Source organism: Pseudomonas sp. 3MAES_34.3B (assembly GCF_058145875.1).
This window is the reverse complement of record NZ_CM176960.1, coordinates 3040633-3057337: the sequence shown is the minus strand read 5'-3', so window position 1 is coordinate 3057337 and position 16705 is coordinate 3040633. Positions and strand designations below refer to the sequence as shown.

14 protein-coding genes and 1 pseudogene are annotated in these 16705 nt (G+C 63.8%); 7 read left to right on the top strand and 8 right to left on the bottom strand.

Features of this window, described 5'->3' with window-relative positions:
* Window positions 1-5: 5 nt before the first annotated feature.
* From AC3Z8Y_RS13495 to AC3Z8Y_RS13475, 5 genes are all read right to left on the bottom strand, one after another.
* Window positions 6-1574 (bottom strand): ABC transporter ATP-binding protein, encoded by a 1569-nt coding sequence (locus AC3Z8Y_RS13495; RefSeq protein ID WP_490086218.1) that lies wholly within the window; start codon window positions 1572-1574, stop codon window positions 6-8.
* A 256-nt stretch (window positions 1575-1830) separates the two neighbouring features.
* Entirely contained in the window at window positions 1831-2979 is a 1149-nt protein-coding gene (locus AC3Z8Y_RS13490; RefSeq protein WP_490086217.1) for an acyl-CoA dehydrogenase family protein, read from the bottom strand.
* A 10-nt stretch (window positions 2980-2989) separates the two neighbouring features.
* Window positions 2990-4186: an acyl-CoA dehydrogenase family protein gene (locus AC3Z8Y_RS13485; protein ID WP_490086216.1), complete on the bottom strand. Its 1197-nt coding sequence runs from the start codon at window positions 4184-4186 to the stop codon at window positions 2990-2992.
* A 15-nt stretch (window positions 4187-4201) separates the two neighbouring features.
* Window positions 4202-5383 (bottom strand): acetyl-CoA C-acyltransferase, encoded by a 1182-nt coding sequence (locus AC3Z8Y_RS13480; protein WP_490086215.1) that lies wholly within the window; start codon window positions 5381-5383, stop codon window positions 4202-4204.
* Window positions 5380-7485 (bottom strand): 3-hydroxyacyl-CoA dehydrogenase NAD-binding domain-containing protein, encoded by a 2106-nt coding sequence (locus tag AC3Z8Y_RS13475; protein ID WP_490086214.1) that lies wholly within the window; start codon window positions 7483-7485, stop codon window positions 5380-5382. Before AC3Z8Y_RS13475 ends, AC3Z8Y_RS13480 begins: the two co-directional genes overlap by 4 nt.
* Window positions 7486-7686: 201 nt before the next feature.
* Here AC3Z8Y_RS13475 and AC3Z8Y_RS13470 point away from each other — a divergent pair, with 201 nt between their 5' ends.
* Window positions 7687-8616 (top strand): AEC family transporter, encoded by a 930-nt coding sequence (locus AC3Z8Y_RS13470; RefSeq protein ID WP_490086213.1) that lies wholly within the window; start codon window positions 7687-7689, stop codon window positions 8614-8616.
* Window positions 8617-8620: 4 nt separating this feature from the next.
* On the opposite strand, the gene AC3Z8Y_RS13465 is transcribed toward AC3Z8Y_RS13470, so the two are convergent.
* Together AC3Z8Y_RS13465 and AC3Z8Y_RS13460 are read right to left on the bottom strand one after the other, a co-directional pair.
* Window positions 8621-9082: an RES family NAD+ phosphorylase gene (locus tag AC3Z8Y_RS13465; protein ID WP_490086212.1), complete on the bottom strand. Its 462-nt coding sequence runs from the start codon at window positions 9080-9082 to the stop codon at window positions 8621-8623.
* Window positions 9079-9528, bottom strand: coding sequence for an Xre family toxin-antitoxin system antitoxin (locus tag AC3Z8Y_RS13460; RefSeq protein WP_490086211.1), 450 nt, complete (start codon window positions 9526-9528; stop codon window positions 9079-9081). The genes AC3Z8Y_RS13465 and AC3Z8Y_RS13460 overlap by 4 nt, the downstream gene beginning before the upstream one ends.
* A gap of 207 nt (window positions 9529-9735) precedes the next feature.
* Between AC3Z8Y_RS13460 and AC3Z8Y_RS13455 the strand changes: the two are divergent.
* A pseudogene (locus AC3Z8Y_RS13455) lies at window positions 9736-10341 on the top strand (cache domain-containing protein); the annotation flags it as partial.
* A gap of 126 nt (window positions 10342-10467) precedes the next feature.
* The gene (locus AC3Z8Y_RS13450; RefSeq protein WP_490090001.1) at window positions 10468-11736 is read left to right on the top strand and encodes a methyl-accepting chemotaxis protein; all 1269 of its coding nucleotides are present in this window, start codon (window positions 10468-10470) and stop codon (window positions 11734-11736) included.
* A 1-nt stretch (window position 11737) separates the two neighbouring features.
* Here AC3Z8Y_RS13450 and AC3Z8Y_RS13445 read toward each other — a convergent pair whose 3' ends face one another.
* A complete protein-coding gene (locus AC3Z8Y_RS13445; RefSeq protein ID WP_490086210.1) occupies window positions 11738-13150 on the bottom strand; it encodes an ATP-binding protein in 1413 nt (470 codons plus the stop codon).
* A gap of 338 nt (window positions 13151-13488) precedes the next feature.
* On the opposite strand from AC3Z8Y_RS13445, the gene AC3Z8Y_RS13440 reads away from it, so the two are divergent.
* From AC3Z8Y_RS13440 to AC3Z8Y_RS13425, 4 genes are read left to right on the top strand one after another with little or no spacing between them, the layout of a single operon-like run.
* Window positions 13489-14154, top strand: a complete 666-nt coding sequence (locus tag AC3Z8Y_RS13440) for an amino acid ABC transporter permease (protein WP_490086209.1) — start codon at window positions 13489-13491, stop codon at window positions 14152-14154.
* Entirely contained in the window at window positions 14135-14794 is a 660-nt protein-coding gene (locus AC3Z8Y_RS13435; protein ID WP_490086208.1) for an amino acid ABC transporter permease, read from the top strand. Before AC3Z8Y_RS13440 ends, AC3Z8Y_RS13435 begins: the two co-directional genes overlap by 20 nt.
* Complete coding sequence (locus AC3Z8Y_RS13430; protein WP_490086207.1) at window positions 14791-15552, top strand: amino acid ABC transporter ATP-binding protein; 762 nt, start codon at window positions 14791-14793, stop codon at window positions 15550-15552. The genes AC3Z8Y_RS13435 and AC3Z8Y_RS13430 overlap by 4 nt, the downstream gene beginning before the upstream one ends.
* Window positions 15549-16427: a transporter substrate-binding domain-containing protein gene (locus AC3Z8Y_RS13425; RefSeq protein WP_490086206.1), complete on the top strand. Its 879-nt coding sequence runs from the start codon at window positions 15549-15551 to the stop codon at window positions 16425-16427. Before AC3Z8Y_RS13430 ends, AC3Z8Y_RS13425 begins: the two co-directional genes overlap by 4 nt.
* The last annotated feature ends 278 nt before the right edge of the window (window positions 16428-16705 follow it).

The following is a 16705-nucleotide window of genomic DNA, read 5'->3' as shown; positions in this document are numbered from 1 at the left end:
CTCCGTTATGCGGGCATGGCCGGTGAAAGGGGAGAATCGTGCGCGGGTGCCATCGCCTCGAAGCGGCCGGCCATCCAGCTACCCAGTTCCACCTGGGTAGTCTCTGTGGTTGGCTTCAGGGCACTGAGGCGCCCGCCACTGAGCGCGCCGAGGCGGTCGCAGATCTGGAACAGCTCGTCCAGGTCTTCGGAAATCACCAGGATTGCCGCGCCAGCGTCGCGCAAGGCGATCAAGGCACGGTGAATGGTTGCCGCCGCGCCCACGTCCACCCCCCAGGTGGGATGCGCTGCCACCAGCAAGCGAGGCTGTTGAAGGATTTCCCGGCCGAGGATGAATTTCTGCAGGTTGCCGCCCGACAGGCTTCGCGCTGCCGCGTGGGTTCCGGCGCTTTTAACCCCGAACCGCTCGATGATGGTTTCGGCCAGTTGCACGACCTTGCCGCGCTGGACCAGACCTTTGCTGACCAGCCCTTGGCCGAAGGCCGTGAGCAGGGCGTTATCGGCCAGGCTCATGTCGGGTACCGCGCCATGGCCCAGGCGCTCGGCGGGTACGAAGCCCAGGCCCAGGGCCCGTCGGGCATCGGGGCGCAGGCCACCCACCGGCTTGCCGGCGAACTGCACGCAAGCGCTATCGGCCATGGCGAGGGTGCGTTCGCCGCTGAGTAGCGCCAGCAGTTCGTCCTGGCCGTTGCCAGCCACGCCGGCGACACCGACGATTTCCCCCCTGCGTACAGCGAGGTCCACCGCCTTCAGTGAACAGCCAAACGGATCCGGGTTGTGCCATGAGAGCTGTTGCACGTTGAGGAAATCAACGCCGCCGGTGGCCTTCGCGTAGTCGGTTTCCAGCCCTTCGGCATCGCCGACCATCATCCGCGCCAGTGCAAGGTCGGTGCTCTCGTTGGGCACACACTGGCCTGATACCCGGCCAGCCCGTAGCACCGTAGCGCTGTGGCACAGGGCGCGGACTTCGCCCAGCTTATGGCTGATGAACAGAATGCTGCAGCCTTCGGCCGCCAGGCGCCGGAGGGTCACGAACAGGTCTTCGGCTTCTTGCGGGGTAAGCACAGAAGTCGGCTCATCGAGAATCAGCAGGCGGATGTCTTGCATCAGGCAGCGAATGATCTCCACCCGCTGGCGTTCGCCGATGGACAGGCTATGCACCAGCCGCTCCGGAGCCAGGCTCATGCCGTAGCGGGCTGACACTTCACGGATGCGCGGCTCCAGCTGCTTTGGCGTTTGCCCGGGCCCCATGGCCAGGGCGATGTTCTGTGCCACGGTGAGGGTTTCGAACAGCGAAAAGTGCTGGAACACCATGCCGATGCCCAATGCCCGCGCCTGGCCCGGGTTACGCATGCGCACTTGCTCGCCTTCCCAGAGGATCTCGCCGCTGTCCGGCTGGGTGACCCCATAGATGATCTTCATCAGGGTACTTTTGCCTGCGCCGTTCTCGCCCAGCAAGGCGTGAATTTCCCCGGCGTCGATACGCAGGTCGATGGCGTCGTTGGCAAGGCAGCCCGGGTAGCGCTTGGTGATCTGGCGCAGATGCAGGCGCGGGCTGGTGGCGGTTGAAGGCATGGCAGGCTCGTTCAGGGTGGCTGGCCCTGATAAAGCAATTAGCTGGCCAACAGGTCAGGTTTTTGCGTGGAGTGCCCCTGCATGGCGGGTTGGCGCGGCGAGTGCTGATGGGCAGGCGATTGAGCGGCTCCGAAGTGGTGCGGGGTAAGCGTGGGCCGAACCGGATTGAGGCGTGGAGTGATTCGGTTCATTCCCAGGCTATGCCTGGTCCTACATGTTTTCACCGTAGGACCAAGCGGTAGCCCGGGAACAAATGTCAGGCCACAGCCATGTCCATCATCGCCGCATACGCCTTGAGGTGGTGATCGTCATCGCCGAACTGATGGCTGAGCATCACCAGCCGCTTGGCGTGGTGGGCGAGCACGTATTCCCAGGTCATGCCAATCCCGCCGTGAGACTGGATCGCCTGCTCGGCGATGAAGCGCCCGGCGCGGCTGCAGATGAACTTGGCGTTGGCCAGGGTACGGGAGCGTTCGAGGCTGTCGGCTTCGTCGGCCACGCAGGCGGCCAGAATGGCCATGGAGGTGGCCTGTTGCAGCTCGGTGTGCATGTCCACCATGCGGTGTTGCAGTACCTGGAACTTGCCGATGGGCACGCCAAACTGTTTGCGGGTTTTGAGGTAGTCCAGGGTCAACGCGCAGGCCGCCTGCATGCTGCCCAACGCCTCGGCGCATTGCGCGGCGATGGCGCGGCCCTGTTGATAGCGCAGGGCATCGAACGCCTGGCCCACTTCGCCCAGCATGGCACTGGCCGGCACCACGGCACCCTCGAGGAACAGCTCGCAGGCGCGCGGGCCGTCCACGGTAGGGTAGTCTCGGCGGCGCACGCCAGGGGTATCGGGCGCCAGCACAAACAGGCTGATGCCGGTTTCATCTCCCGGCTCGCCGTGGGTGCGGGCACTCAACAAGATTGCATCGGCGCTATGGCCTGCGATCACCGCCACCTTGCGCCCGCTCAGCCGATAGCCTTCGGGCACGGCCTCGGCCCGGGTTTCCACGTGGTTCAGGCAATAGTGGCTATGGGGCTCTTCGAGCGCCACGGTTAGCTGTGCCTCGGCGCTCGCCACCGGCCCCAACCAGCGGGCCTGTTGTTCGGCCGTTCCCAGCTGAGCGAGCAGCCCGCCGGCGAACACTACCGAATGCAGATAGGGCTCCAGGCACAGGCCGCGGCCGAGTTCGGTCATGATCAGCATCAGGTCGACACTGCTGCCGCCCATGCCACCCACGCTTTCGTCAAACGGCACCGCAGTGAGGCCAAGCTCGCCCAACTGCGCCCAGAAGTCACGGGAATAGCCCAGCGCGGTGGCGGCATGGGCCTGGCGGGCTTCGAAGGTGTATTGATCGCGCACCAGCCGCGCGGCGGTGTCTTGCAGCATCTGCTGCTCTTGGCTGAGGTTGAAGTCCATGGCGCGCCCCTTAGAGTTCAAGAATCATTTTGGTGACAATGTTTTTCTGGATCTCGTTGGACCCGCCGAAGATCGACAGCTTGCGCAGGTTGAAGTACTCGCTGGCCAGCGGCGCGCTGTCTTCCATATAAAGCGGCGGTTCGCTGTCGTTCAGCTCCAGTTCTTCCTCTACCAATGGTAGGGCATAGGGGCCGATGGCTTTGCGCAACAAGTGGGAAATTGCCTGGCGGATCTCGGTGCCCTTCACTTTCAGGATCGAGCTTTCGGCACCCGGCACGCCGCCGTTGCTGGCCGCTGCGCAGATGCGCAAGGTGCTGATCTCGATGGCCCGCAGCTGCATTTCCACGTCGGCAACCTGGGCGCGGAACAGCGGGTCTTCGAGCATGGGCTTGCCGCCGCTTTGCGCCTGGGCCGCCACTTTTTTGAGTTGGCGCAGGGCCGCCTTTGACGTACCGATGCCGGCCAGCCCGGTGCGTTCATGGGTGAGCAGGTACTTGGCGCAGGTCCAGCCCTGGTTTTCTTCACCCACAAGGTTGGCTACCGGCACCTGCACATTGTCGAAGAACACTTCGTTGACTTCGTGCTCGCCGTCCAGAGTGATGATCGGCCGTACGGTGATGCCCGGCGTGGCCATGTCGATCAGCAGGAAAGAAATGCCACGCTGCGGCTGGGCCTGGGCATCGGTGCGCACCAGGCAGAAAATCCAGTTGGCGTACTGGCCAAGGGTGGTCCAGGTTTTCTGGCCATTGACGATGTAATGCTCGCCCTCACGCACCGCGCGGGTTTTCAGGTTGGCAAGGTCTGAGCCGGCGCCGGGCTCCGAGTAGCCCTGGCACCACCAGTGCTCGCCCGACAGTATGCGCGGCAGGTAGAAATCCTTCTGCGCCTGGGTGCCAAAGCGGATGATCACCGGGGCCACCATGTTCACCCCGAACGGGACTATTCGAGGCGCGCCTGCCGCCGCGCAGGCTTCGTCGAAAATATGCTTCTGGATCGGGTCCCAGCCGGTGCCGCCCAGTTCCGCCGGCCAACTGTTGGCCAGCCAGCCCTTTGCGGCAAGGATGGCGTGCCAGGCTTGCATGTCTGCCTTGGCCAGGCGCTTGCCCAGCAATACCTTGCGGGCAATAGGCGCTGGCAATTGCTCGGCCAGAAACGCCTCTACCTCTTGCCGAAACTGCAGTTGTTGCTCGGTGTAATGAATGTCCATGTCTACCCCGTGTAGTCAGGCAATTTCGAACAGGCCGGCGGCACCCATGCCGCCGGCAATGCACATGGTGACGACGACATAGCGCGCACCGCGCCGCCGCCCTTCGAGCAGGGCATGGCCGACCATGCGGGCGCCGGTCATGCCATAGGGATGGCCGATGGCAATGGAGCCGCCATTCACGTTCAGCTTCGAAGGGTCGACGCCGAGGCGGTCGCGGCAATAGATCACCTGGGAGGCGAACGCCTCGTTCAGCTCCCACAGGTCGATATCGTTCACGGTCAGGCCGTGGCGCTTCAGCAGTTTGGGCACGGCATACACCGGGCCGATGCCCATTTCGTCCGGCTCGCAGCCAGCCACCGCAAAGCCCCGCACAATGCCCAGCGGGGCAAGGTTCTGTTGTACGGCAACGCGGCTGTCCATCAGCAGGCAGGCGCTGGCGCCGTCCGACAGCTGGCTGGCGTTGCCGGCAGTGACGAACTGATCGGCGCCGCGCACTGGCGCCAGCGCGGCCAATGCCTCGAGGGTGGTGGATGCACGGCTGCATTCATCTTGAGTAAGGGTCACCGCTTCTTCTCGCGTTTCCCCACTGGCCTTGTCGGTCACTTGGCGCACGCTGGCCAGCGGCACGATCTCGGCATCGAAGCGCCCGGCCTGCTGAGCAGCGGCCGTGCGCTGCTGGCTGAGCAGGGCGTATTCGTCCTGGGCCTGGCGGCTGATGCCGTATCGCTGGGCGACGATGTCCGCGGTGTCGATCATGGGCAGCCAGAGGTCGGGCTTCAACTGATACAAGCCGGCCTCCTGTATCCCGTTCGGATTCAGGGTGGGCTGTACCAGGCTGATCGATTCCACACCGCCAGCGATCATGGCGGCGACTCCTTCGGCGCGAATGTAATGGGCAGCCTGGGCGATCGCTTGCAGGCCCGACCCGCAGAACCGGTTCACAGTGGCGCCGCCCACGCTCAGCGGCAGCCCGGCGCGCACGGCCGCCAACCGAGCGATGTTCTTGCCGGTGGCACCCTCGGGCAGGCCGCAGCCCAGTACGCAGTCTTCGATCAGGGCAGGGTCCAGGTCTACGCGGGCCAGCGCATGGCTGACCACATGGCCAGCCAATACGGCGCCGTGGGTGTTATTGAACGCGCCGCGGAACGCCTTGCCGATAGCGGTGCGGGCGGTTGAAACGATAACGGCGTCGTTCATGCGCTGGCCCCCTTGCCGGTAAAGGTGCCGCCTTCGCGGGCCAGCCGTTTTAGCAGTGGCGCGGGCTCCCACCAGGCGCCAAGCTCGCGGTGGAAGGCTTCGATGCGTTCCAGCACGGTGCCCAGGCCTAAAGTGTCCGCATAGAACATCGGGCCGCCGCGAAATGCCGGGAAACCATAGCCGTTGAGGTAGATCAGGTCGATGTCGCTGGCGCGCAGGGCGATCCCTTCGTCCAGCAGCTTCGCGCCCTCGTTCACCAAGGCCAGAAGGGTTCGGTCCAGGATGTATTCATCGCTCAAGGCGCGCCGCGCTAAGCCTTGCTGGCGGGAAGCGGCGTCGAGCAATGCTGGCAGCTCGGGGTTAGGCAGCGGCGTACGTGCGCCGCCTTCGTAGCGGTAAAAGCCACAGCCGGTTTTCTGCCCCAGCATGCCTTTTTCGAACAGCAGGTCCAGCAGGCAAGGCAGCGGGTAGTTCGGGGGCAGTTGCTGGCGCTGGCGGTTGCGGATCGCCATGCCGATGTCCAGCCCGGAAAGGTCGCGCATGGCGAACGGCCCCATGGCCATGCCGAAGCCGCGCAGCGCGGCGTCAACCTGTTCGGGCGTGGCACCTTCCTCGAGCAGGAACTCCGCCTCGCGCCCGTACTGGAACAGCATGCGGTTGCCCACGAAGCCATCGCACACACCCACCACGGCGCTGACCTTTTTCAGCCGCTTGCCCAATGCAAGCCCGGTGGCCAACGCTTCGGGCGACGTGCGGGCACCACGTACCACTTCAAGCAGGCGCATCACGTTGGCAGGGCTGAAGAAATGCAGGCCGATCACGTCCTCCGGCCGGCGCGTGGCGGTGGCGATCTCGTTCAGGTCCAGGGAGGACGTATTGGAGGCGAGGAGGGCGCCGGGCTTGCACACGGCGTCCAGCGTCTCGAATACGCGATGCTTCACCGCCATGTCCTCGAACACCGCTTCAACCACGACGTCGACATCGGCCAGGGCTGCATAATCGGTAACGCCTTCGATCAAGCCCAGGCGCTGCTCCATATCGATGGGGCTGAGGCTGCCGCGCTTCACGCTGGCGGCGTAGGTGTCGCGTGCACGTTGCAAGGCGCGTGCAAGCGCTGTTTCATCCACTTCCAGCAACTTCACCGGCAGCCCTGCGTTGGCAAAGCACAGCGCGATCCCGACGCCCATGGTGCCGCCGCCCACCACGGCAGCGTGTTCAACGGGGCAGGGGCGTGTGTCCGCGGTAACGCCCGGCACCTTGCTCGCTTCACGCTCTGCGAAGAAGGCATGTACCAACCCGGCCCGTTGCGGGGACTGCAGGCACTCCATGAACAGTTCGCGCTCGCGTTTCAACCCCTCGGCCAGCGCCAGCTGTACCGAGGCTTGCACCGCCATCACGCAGCGCAATGGAGAATACAGGCCGGGAAAACGCTTCTCTACGCTCACCTTCTGTTCCGAGAAGTAGGCCTGCGGGTCATTGCCCTCCAGAACTGCGGTGCGCTCACCCGTGCGGCGCACCCCGCCTCCCTGGCTGAGCAGTTTGCAGGCATAGGCTGTTCCCGCCTGCACCGCATCACCCTCATAAAGGGCATCGACCAGGCCAGCTGGCAAGGCCGCTTCACCGGTGATAGGGGCGCCACTGACGATCATGTCCAGCGCCTTGGGCACACCGACCACACGGGGTAGCCGCTGGGTACCACCGGCACCCGGCAGCAGCCCCAGCTTCACTTCGGGCAAGCCCAGCGACGTATCGGCGGTGGCGATGCGGTAGTGCGCGCCCAGTGCCAGCTCCAACCCGCCACCGAGGGCGCTGCCATGCAGCACCGCGATCACCGGTTTGCTAAAGGCTTCCACTGCAGCGATCACGTCGGGTAGGGCGGGGGCCATGGGCGGCGCACTGAATTCCTTGATGTCGGCACCTGCGCAGAACAGCCGGCCCGTGCCCAGCAACAGCAGGGCATCGAGGCCCGAGGCCTGCGCTGCTTGCTCGAGCGCTGCCATCAGGCCAGCACGTAACGGCTGGCTAAGCGCATTCACCGGGGGGTTGTCGAGGGTGATCCACCCCAGGTTGCCTGTCTGCTGGAATCGCACTTGCGCCGCCATGCCGCACCTCCTGTTGTTTTTTTGCAACCCTAGACCGCTGCGCAAAACAATCACACCGCTATTCACTGGGTTTATGGGGTGCCCAATCGAGGAAGGCATACCGCACGGCTACATAGGCGGCGCAGAACCCGTGCCCTTGAGCGGTTTACAAACCGGCGGGGCCTGCCCTAGGCTCGGCTGTCCCTGGATATGGCTACCTGAATGAACACCGTACTTGTTGTAATCGCCCCCATCTTTTCTTTAATCCTGCTCGGCTATGCCTCCGGGCGCACCCGCCGCTTGGGCGAGCATGCGGCGTCGGAACTGAACAAACTGGTGGTGTGGCTGTGCCTGCCGGCGCTGCTGTTCAAGGTGACCGCGACGGCGGTGTGGGCGCAGAACTGGCAGCCGGGCTTTATCCTTAGTTTCGGGCTGGGCTGCATGGCGGTGTTTTCCGGCACGCTGGCCTGGAAAGTCGCCCGGGGCCAGCGCCTGGTGGAGGGCAGCATCGATGGCCTCAGCGCGGCGTATGCCAACACCGGGTATATCGGCATACCGTTGTGCCTGATGGTCCTGGGCCCTTCGGGGCTGGAGCCGGCCCTTATCTCATCGCTGATCGTGGTATGCGTGCTCTTTGCGGTGGCCGTCACGCTGGTGGAAGTGGGCTTGCAAGCGGAGCCGAACCTAGCGCGGGCGGGCCTGGCCGTCACGACGGCGCTGTTGAAAAACCCGCTGGTGGTCACACCCGTGGCAGGCGCGTTCTGGGCCAGTACTGGCCTGGGGTTGGCAGCGCCGGTCACCCAGCTGCTGGACATGCTTGCAGCGGCGACCACGCCCTGCGCGCTCATCTCACTGGGGTTGTTCCTCGCCCGCCCGGGCAAGCCGGCCAGCCAGAGTGCCTGGCCACTGGTGCTGCTCAAGCTGGTGGGCCAGCCACTGATCACCGGCTGGCTGGCCTTCAAGGTGTTCGTGCTGCCCCCGCTGTGGGCCCACTCGGCGCTGCTGCTGAGCGCGCTGCCTACCGGCACGGGGCCGTTCATGATCGCCGAATACTACAAGCGTGAAGCCGGCACTATCTCCCGGGTGATTCTGCTGTCCACGCTGGGGTCCGTGGTCACGTTGTCGGCGTGTATCGTGTGGATTGGGGGTTGAGGCTCTATAGCAACCGAGTGTCCAGATCGAAATTCAGCAGCCGTGCTCCTGACGCAGCCTTGGCAAACGCAGGATGCTCAATATTAAGCAGGTAATTCCATTCGCGCGGCACAATAACACTGGGTAGCCCAAGGGCAAGACTCTGGCCGGAGGCTAGCCAGGTATCGCCATAGCTTGCAGTTTCCAATGGAGCGGGTTCGGCTCGCCAGTTATTGGGTAGTTCAGTTATATCGGCGTAGAGCACCAGGTTGTCATCGACCTCCATTTCGAACATCGCATAGTGGTGGGCCAGTTCGGCGTCGCTCAAATGTGCAAGAACCTCCAGAAGCGCCAGCGATTCGCTACCCGCGCCGTATACGCACGCTAAACCTTTGCTGTTCCACCGACCGCCATAACGTTTGGCTCCCTCTCCATCGAATGCATGTGCGCTCCATTTTTTCTTCACCAGGCGATAAATCCGGGTCACGCGATTACCCCATGCTCCAAGCGCCCAATGAGGTCCAGCACAGCAGTTGTTTCCGCCGAGGTTCGCGCCATCTCGATCGGGCGTCGCCCACCCAGGCCCCGCACTGGCTCGGATAGCCAATGCCGAGTGGCTACTTCGTCACCCTCGAACAGTTCGAAAGCCGCACTCAATATTTGAGCCAGCCGGTACAAGCGATCACTTTCCTCAGTGTTGAAGCGCTTGCTTTTCAATCGGCGTTGCAACGTGGCGGAAGGGATCAATGCATACGAGGCCAAAGCGTTCTTGGCAACACCGATGGCAACAGATAGATGATCCAATACTGAAACGGAGAAGCCTTCATGCAAGGCCCGATAGAGCGGTTCTCCCCGCTCCGGAATGCCAAGGCTGTACCACAGGCCCGGCCGAATGGGTGGGGCAGGGTGATAGATGCGCGATGAGATGTCCATAGTGGTTCCTGATATCGCTCTAATCATTTGATAGGTCTAGTTTGCTCCAAATGATAGATTTTGCCAAGCGGTTCGGTGCTTTGGATAGCGCGTCGCCCGCCACCCATACCCGCCCGTCGCCCCCCACGCCATCTCCCGCCGCGCACCCTCAACCTTTGCCAACCGCAGCCGTAACACCCTCCAGACACCCCCTGTTCTGGAGCCCCTATGGCCCTTTTACCCACGCGTATCGCCGGGCGCATGACCTTCGGCATTCTGGCCCTGCTCGCGCTTACCGCATTGGCGATCTACGCGGTAATGGCCATCGGCGGCAAACCGAGGCTGATCGCGGCCGGCACTGAGGCGGCGGAGCAGTCCGCAAGCGCCATCACCCGGCAGTTGGCGCTGCAGCTCAACCGTATCGAAGGGACCACCGCCGCGGTAGCGCACCTGGCGCAAAGCCTTCCTCACGATGAAGCGCTGGTAAAGGCCAACCTGCCGGGCGTGATCGACAGCCAGGGCGACCGTGCCATTGCCGGCGGTGGCCTGTGGCCCGAGCCTAATGCCTTTACCCCCGAGGTGGAGCGGCGGAGTTTCTTCTGGGCGCGCAATGCCAGCAACGGCCTGGACTACTCCGATGAGTACAACGGTGCCCAGGCGGCCCCTTACCACGCCGAAGCTTGGTACACCGGCGCGCGCACGGCGCCTGGCGGCCGCTGTGTATGGTCCGACGCTTATCAGGACCCGATCAGCGGCGTGGCCATGACCACTTGCAGCGTGCCCTACCTGGCCAATGGTGCGTTTGCCGGCGTGGCCACCGTGGACTTGAAGCTGGACGGCCTGGCCGACTTCCTCAAGGCCAAGGGCAACGTGACGGGTGGTTACGCCTTCGCGGTGGACCAAAGCGGCAACGTGCTGTTCTTCCCCGAGGCCAGGGGCGACAAAGGCAGCCTGCCGACGATGGCCAACCTGGCCAAGGCCATGCCCTGGCTGCAACCGGTAGCGGCCAGCCTCGGCAACAAGAACACCGCACCTGCGACCCTGTACCTGGACGACGACGGCCGCTTGGGCGGGCCGGCCTACGTCACCTTGGAAACCATGGAAAGCACGGGCTGGCGCATCGGCCTGGTCACACCGCAGGCGCGGGTAGTGGGCCTGGCCAATGAGCTCACCCAACAAATGATGCTGTTCCTGCTGCCACTGCTGGCCGTGTTGCTGGGCCTGGCCTGGTTCGCCGGCAAGCGGCTGTTGTCGCAGCTGGAAGAAACCACCGCCCAGATCGCTCGCCTCGGCGAAGGCGGGCAGGGTGCCACCGAGCTGGACATCCGCCGGGCCGACGAAATCGGCGCCCTGCGCGCGGCGGTGAACCGCTACGCAGGCTCCCTGCGCGACATGCTTAAGCGCATCGCCGACGAATCGGTATCGCTGGAGGCCCAGGCCAACGCGCTCGCCCACTTGTCGAGCGGGCTGGCCGAACGGGCCGAAGCGCAGCGCGAAGACAACACCCTGCTGGCCGCGGCGGTGACTGAAATGTCCGCCAGTGCCAGCGAGGTGGCGCGAAACACCAGTGACTGCTCGGAGACTGCCCGCCGCTCGCTGGTGGACGCCCAGGATGGGCAGACGCAGGTACACCGCAACAGCCAGTCGATCGAAGCACTGGCTGGCGACATCAATGGCGCGGCAGGAGCAATCACCCGGCTCGGCACCGACATCGAGCGTGTGGGTAGCGTGCTGGACGTGATCAAATCCATTTCGGAGCAAACCAACCTGCTGGCCCTCAATGCCGCTATCGAAGCCGCGCGCGCCGGAGAGCAGGGCCGAGGGTTTGCCGTGGTGGCCGACGAAGTGCGCACCCTGGCAGGCCGTACGCAAACCTCTGCCAACGAGATTCAGGAGATGATCACCCAGTTGCGTCAGGCTTCGACGGTGGCAGTGACCACCATGCAGAACGGTGCCGAGCGCACCCGTGAAGCGGTGCATCAGGCCAGTGGCGTGTCGGGGACGTTAGGCACCACGGTGAACAGTTTCGATGACATCGTGCAGCGGGCCCAGCAGATTGCCGTGGCGGCGCAGCAGCAAAGCCATGTGACCCATGAGATCAACGAACTGGCCGTGCGGATTCACACGGCCAGCGAGGAGGGCGCCCGCGATGCCAGTGCCCTGCGCGAGCTGGGGCAAGGCATGCAGGCGATCTCGAGCCGGCTGGGCGGGCTCAGCCGAGGGAACTAGCTTATTTCACCGGGGTGAAGCGGGTGATGCGATCGCCTTCGGCGTCGTCCTGACCCTTGGCCTTGTTCACGGCGTAAACGTTGCCTTTCCCGTCCACGGTCACATGGTTGGGGAAGGTGCCGTCGGGCAGGTTGGCGACCAGCTTGCCGTCCGGGTCTACCACGGAGAGGGTGCCGGACACGCGGTTGGTCACGTACGCCAGGCGCTTGACCGGGTCGAACGCCACGTTCAGCGGGCCGGCGCCAGTGCTCACGCGGTGCAGCGTCTTGCCGCTGGCCAGGTCGACGATGGCCAGGTTGTCGCTGCCCTGAGCGGCCACGAACAGGCGGTTGGTCTTGGCGTCATAGGCTACGCCCATCGCCATCTTGATCCCTTCCACTGGAATCACCTTTTCTACCGTGCCGGTCTTGGCATCCACTACCGCGGCTTCTTCAGTGCTCAGGCTCACGGCGTACAGCTTGTGGGCTGCGGCGTCCAGGTGCAGGCTGGCGACGGAGAACTGGCTGCCCCATTTCAGCGACTTGACCTGGATCGGGGTGGGCTCGGCCAGGGTTTTGGTGTCGAACATGGCAATCACCGGTGTGCCGGTCGCCGAGGCGAAGGCGCGGCCCAGCGTGGGGTCGATCACTACGTCCCGGGCGTGGGCTACGGTGCCCGGGGCGAACTGCTTCACCAGGCCAAGATCGGCCTGCCGGTACACCGCCACGGCATTCTGGCGGGTGTTGGTGACCCACACGTTGCCGTTCTGGTCGTCCACACCTACGCCATACACGGCGAACACGCTGCCGTCGTCGCTGCCAGGCGCGGCAGCCGGAGTGATACGGGCTTCCACGGCGAGCGTTTCGCCGTTGAGCTTGAGCAGCTCGGAGGCCTTCACCGGCGGGCGGCCCACGGCGGAGGTCACGAACACCGCGCCGGTTTTGGCGCTCACGGCAGACTGATACAGCCCGGGTGCCAGCTTGGCGCTGACCTGCTTGTAGGCCTCGGTATTGGACACCGGCACCACCGGCGACACTTTCAGCGGGAACACTGCAGCGGCCGACGGGTTGCTGACCGCCACCAGGATAGGCTGCAAGCCCACCGCGGCATCGGCCGGCACCTTCAGGCTGGCGTTGAAGGTGCCTTTTTCATCCGCCACGTAGGCATCTGTGTTCAGCACGGTGTTGCCGCGCATGAGGGTAATCCGCTGCCCCGGCTTGAAGTCGCGCCCCTGCAGCTGCACTTCGCTGCCTGCGGTAATTGCGGTGCCACGAGGGCCCTGTGCGTTGATCTCACCTTTATAGGTGGTGTCTGGCGTATCGAACACAGTAGCGGCCTGGGCGGTTTGCGCGCCCAAGGCCATCAGGCCGAGTAGCGAAACCATGGTGCAGAGCTGGCGGCCGGTCGGCGCCAGGCGGGCGTTGCCTGTTCCCATCTGGGACTCCTTGTTGAATAGACAGCAGGCGCGCGCAACCCAGCGGTTGCGAAGCGGTGGCGAAGGTTAACAAGAACCATTCGCAGAATGATACAAGAAAGTGCCATCAGGCGATGCCTTTCCCTCTCTTCCCCCGGCCCTTGACGGCCCGCTTCGCAAGGGTTGGACAAGCGACCGCTCTATGCTTATGCGAAACAGGTATTACTGCACCGTAATAACTTCCAATAAGCTATTAAAAACAATCACTTTCTTCCTGTTGCCTCTAGCCCAAGGGCGTGTGAAATGCCTGTTTGCCGGACCTTCTCTATCGCAGTGTCGTTCCCTGGAGCGCTGCGCTGATGACCTTCGACGTCGCGTTCATACTGTCGACGCTGCCGAGTTTTGCGGCCGCCACCCTGATGACCCTTGAAGTAGGCTGCCTAGCGATCACCGCGTCCCTGGCCGTTTCGCTTCTGACCAACGCGGCGCTGGTGCTGGGCGTGCCGGGTGCGGCGATAACAGTCAGGGGCTACGTGGAACTCGCCCGCAATACGCCTTTGCTTATCCAGTTGTTCTTCATCTATTTCGCGCTGCCGAGCCTGGGCGTTCAGGTCAGTGGCTTTGCCTCGGCCATCATCGCGATGACGTTTCTGGGCGGGGCGTACTTGACCGAAGTACTGCGCGCCGGTGTAGAAGCGGTGCCCAAGGCGCAGCTTGAATCGGGCCTGGCGATCGGATTGGGCCGTTTGCAGTTGTTGCGTTATGTAGTGCTGCCCCAGGCCGGGACTTTCAGCCTGCCGGCACTGTTCGCCAATGTGATCTTCCTGCTCAAGGAAACCACGGTGGTGTCTGCCGTGGCGGTGCCGGAGCTGCTCTACACCACCAAGGGTTACATCGCGCTTTACTACAAAACCTACGAAATGCTGGCCGTATTGACTGGCGTGTGCCTGCTGCTGTTTTTACCGCTGTCCCTCTTGCTGGGGCACCTGGAACGGAGGCTGCAACGTGGCCACTACGGGTTTTGAACTGCTATGGCAGGCCGCGCCCCAACTGGCCACCGGCGCGGCGCGTACGCTGGGTATTTCTGCGTTGGCCATCGTGCTGGCTACGGTGCTCGGCGCGCTACAAGGCATCGGCCGCACGCTGCAGGTGCGCTGGCTGAGTGCCGTGTTGCGCGCCTGGCTCGAATTGTTCAGGGCGATACCGGTGCTGGTGTGGCTGTACCTGGGGTTCTTCGGGCTACCCATCATGCTCGGGATCAACCTGCCGGCATTCGCCTGCGCCGTGCTGGTGCTCGGGTTGTGGGGCGCTACGGAAGTGGGCGAGGTGGTACGCGGGGGCCTGCAGTCGTTGCCCCGCGGCCAGCGGGACGCCGGCCTGGCCATCGGGTTGCGCTCGAGCCAGTTGTATGCCTGGGTGCTGTTGCCACAGGCCGTGAAGCGGATCACCCCCGGGGTGATCAACGTGTACGCCCGCGTGATCAAGACCAGCTCGCTGGCGGTGCTGATCGGGGTAGTGGACATCACCAAGGTGGGCCAGCAGATCATCGAGCGCACCTATGCCTCGGTGCTGATCTACGGGTTTCTTTTCGTATTCTTCTTCCTGGTGTGCTACCCGCTGTCGAGCGTGTCGCGGCGCCTGGAACGACGCTGGAATCATTCATGAGCGCATTGATCGAGCTGGCCGGTTTCACCAAACATTTTGGCGCCACCCCGGTGTTGCAAGGCGTGGACCTGCACGTGCATGAAGGTGAGGTGATCGTGATCCTCGGCCCCAGCGGCTGCGGCAAAAGCACCTTGCTGCGCTGCCTCAATGGCCTGGAGCAAGGCGATGGCGGCACCCTGCGCCTGGCGGGAGAAGCGCTCACCGCCGACAGCGACTGGCAGCGTGTGCGTCAGCAGGTGGGCATGGTGTTCCAGAGCTACAACCTGTTCCCCCACATGACCGTGCTGGACAACATTCTGCTGGGGCCGCTACGCGTACAGGGCCGGCCCCGCGCCGAGGCCCAGGCACAGGCCATGGCGTTGCTGGAGCGGGTAGGGTTGGGCCAGCGCGCCCGGGCGTGGCCCCGCGAACTGTCGGGCGGGCAGCAACAACGCATCGCGATCGTGCGGGCGCTGTGCATGAACCCGAAAGTGATGCTGTTCGACGAAGTCACCGCTGCCCTGGACCCCGAGATGGTCAAGGAAGTGCTGCAAGTGATCCTGGACCTTGCCAAGGGCGGCATGACCCTGGTGATCGTCACCCACGAAATGGCCTTCGCCCGCGCGGTGGCCGACCGAATCGTATTCATGGACGGTGGCCGCATCGCCGAACAGAACGACCCCGAGCGTTTTTTCAGTTCTCCGCAGACCGCACGCGCGCAGCAGTTTCTGGAACGCTTCTCTTACGTAGAAAACCTGCCAGGAAGGAAAGCCTCATGAGTGTCAAAGCTGCCGTGTTATTCCCCTTGTTCGCCCTGGGCCTGCTGGCCGGGTGCGACAAGGCCGAAGCGCCCAAGGCCGCCAGCACCGCCACTGCGCCCGCCGGTTCGATCGCCTCGATCAAAGCCCGGGACAAGCTGGTGGTGGGTGTGTTCAGCGACAAGCCACCGTTCGGTTTCGTGGATGAGAAGGGCACCTACGTCGGTTTCGACACCGACCTTGCCAAGCGCTTTGCCAAGGACTTGCTCGGCGACGAGAAAAAGGTGGAATTCGTGGTGGTGGAGCCGGCCAGCCGCATTCCCTTCCTGCAGAGCGACAAGGTAGACCTGATCCTGGCGAACATGACGGTCACCCCCGAGCGCCAGCAGGTGGTGGATTTCACTAACCCCAACCTGCGCGTCGCGGTGCAGGCCCTTGTCCCCGAAGGCAGCCCGGTAAAAGCGCTGGACGAGCTCAAGGACAAAACCATCATCGTGACCACGGGTACCACCGCCGACCTGTGGCTGACCCGCAATCACCCGGACTGGAAACTGCTCAAGTTCGAGAAGAACTCCGAATCCCTGCAGGCGCTGGCCAATGGCCGGGGCGATGCCTATGCGCAGGATAATCTCGTGCTGTTCAGCTGGGCGAAGGAACATCCGGGTTACCGCTTGCTGCCGCAGCCGCTGGGCGACGAAGCACCTATCGCGCCGGCGGTGAAGAAAGGCAACAGCGAACTGCGGGATTGGGTGAACACCGAACTGGCCCGCCTGGGTGAGGAGAAATACCTCCTCAAGCTTTATGACCAGTACGTACGGGACAAGCTGGCACCTGGCACCGACCCGGCGGCGGTAATCGTCGAAGGCGGGCAATGGAAGGCCAACAGCGGGTCCTGAATGCACCAACACGCGTGAACTTCAAGCGAAGCGGCGGGGCCATCCGGCCGCTTCTTGCTGTCTCCAAGGCCTGCGAGCCGAGATGGCTGATCATCAGGTCGACATCCTCCTTGCGCCATACCTCTACGGGCGTCCGCCCACGCTACACATCTTCAGGCATAGCACTTCGCTCACGTAGGCCGGCGTGCGAGCCGTGACCTTCTGTTGCCGTCCATTCATCCCGCCGAAGTTATCTGACATTTGCTCCCGCAGTTAATTGGGCACAGTTATTAGCTATC

What these genes read in the sequence shown, in the direction of transcription:
- AC3Z8Y_RS13495 (WP_490086218.1), bottom strand. Translation starts at nt 1,574, where the DNA reads ATGCCTTCAACCGCCACCAGCCCGCGCCTGCATCTGCGCCAGATCACC.
- AC3Z8Y_RS13490 (WP_490086217.1), bottom strand. Translation starts at nt 2,979, where the DNA reads ATGGACTTCAACCTCAGCCAAGAGCAGCAGATGCTGCAAGACACCGCC.
- AC3Z8Y_RS13485 (WP_490086216.1), bottom strand. Translation starts at nt 4,186, where the DNA reads ATGGACATTCATTACACCGAGCAACAACTGCAGTTTCGGCAAGAGGTA.
- AC3Z8Y_RS13480 (WP_490086215.1), bottom strand. Translation starts at nt 5,383, where the DNA reads ATGAACGACGCCGTTATCGTTTCAACCGCCCGCACCGCTATCGGCAAG.
- AC3Z8Y_RS13475 (WP_490086214.1), bottom strand. Translation starts at nt 7,485, where the DNA reads ATGGCGGCGCAAGTGCGATTCCAGCAGACAGGCAACCTGGGGTGGATC.
- AC3Z8Y_RS13470 (WP_490086213.1), top strand. Translation starts at nt 7,687, where the DNA reads ATGAACACCGTACTTGTTGTAATCGCCCCCATCTTTTCTTTAATCCTG.
- AC3Z8Y_RS13460 (WP_490086211.1), bottom strand. Translation starts at nt 9,528, where the DNA reads ATGGACATCTCATCGCGCATCTATCACCCTGCCCCACCCATTCGGCCG.
- AC3Z8Y_RS13450 (WP_490090001.1), top strand. Translation starts at nt 10,468, where the DNA reads ATGGCCAACCTGGCCAAGGCCATGCCCTGGCTGCAACCGGTAGCGGCC.
- AC3Z8Y_RS13445 (WP_490086210.1), bottom strand. Translation starts at nt 13,150, where the DNA reads ATGGGAACAGGCAACGCCCGCCTGGCGCCGACCGGCCGCCAGCTCTGC.
- AC3Z8Y_RS13440 (WP_490086209.1), top strand. Translation starts at nt 13,489, where the DNA reads ATGACCTTCGACGTCGCGTTCATACTGTCGACGCTGCCGAGTTTTGCG.
- AC3Z8Y_RS13430 (WP_490086207.1), top strand. Translation starts at nt 14,791, where the DNA reads ATGAGCGCATTGATCGAGCTGGCCGGTTTCACCAAACATTTTGGCGCC.
- AC3Z8Y_RS13425 (WP_490086206.1), top strand. Translation starts at nt 15,549, where the DNA reads ATGAGTGTCAAAGCTGCCGTGTTATTCCCCTTGTTCGCCCTGGGCCTG.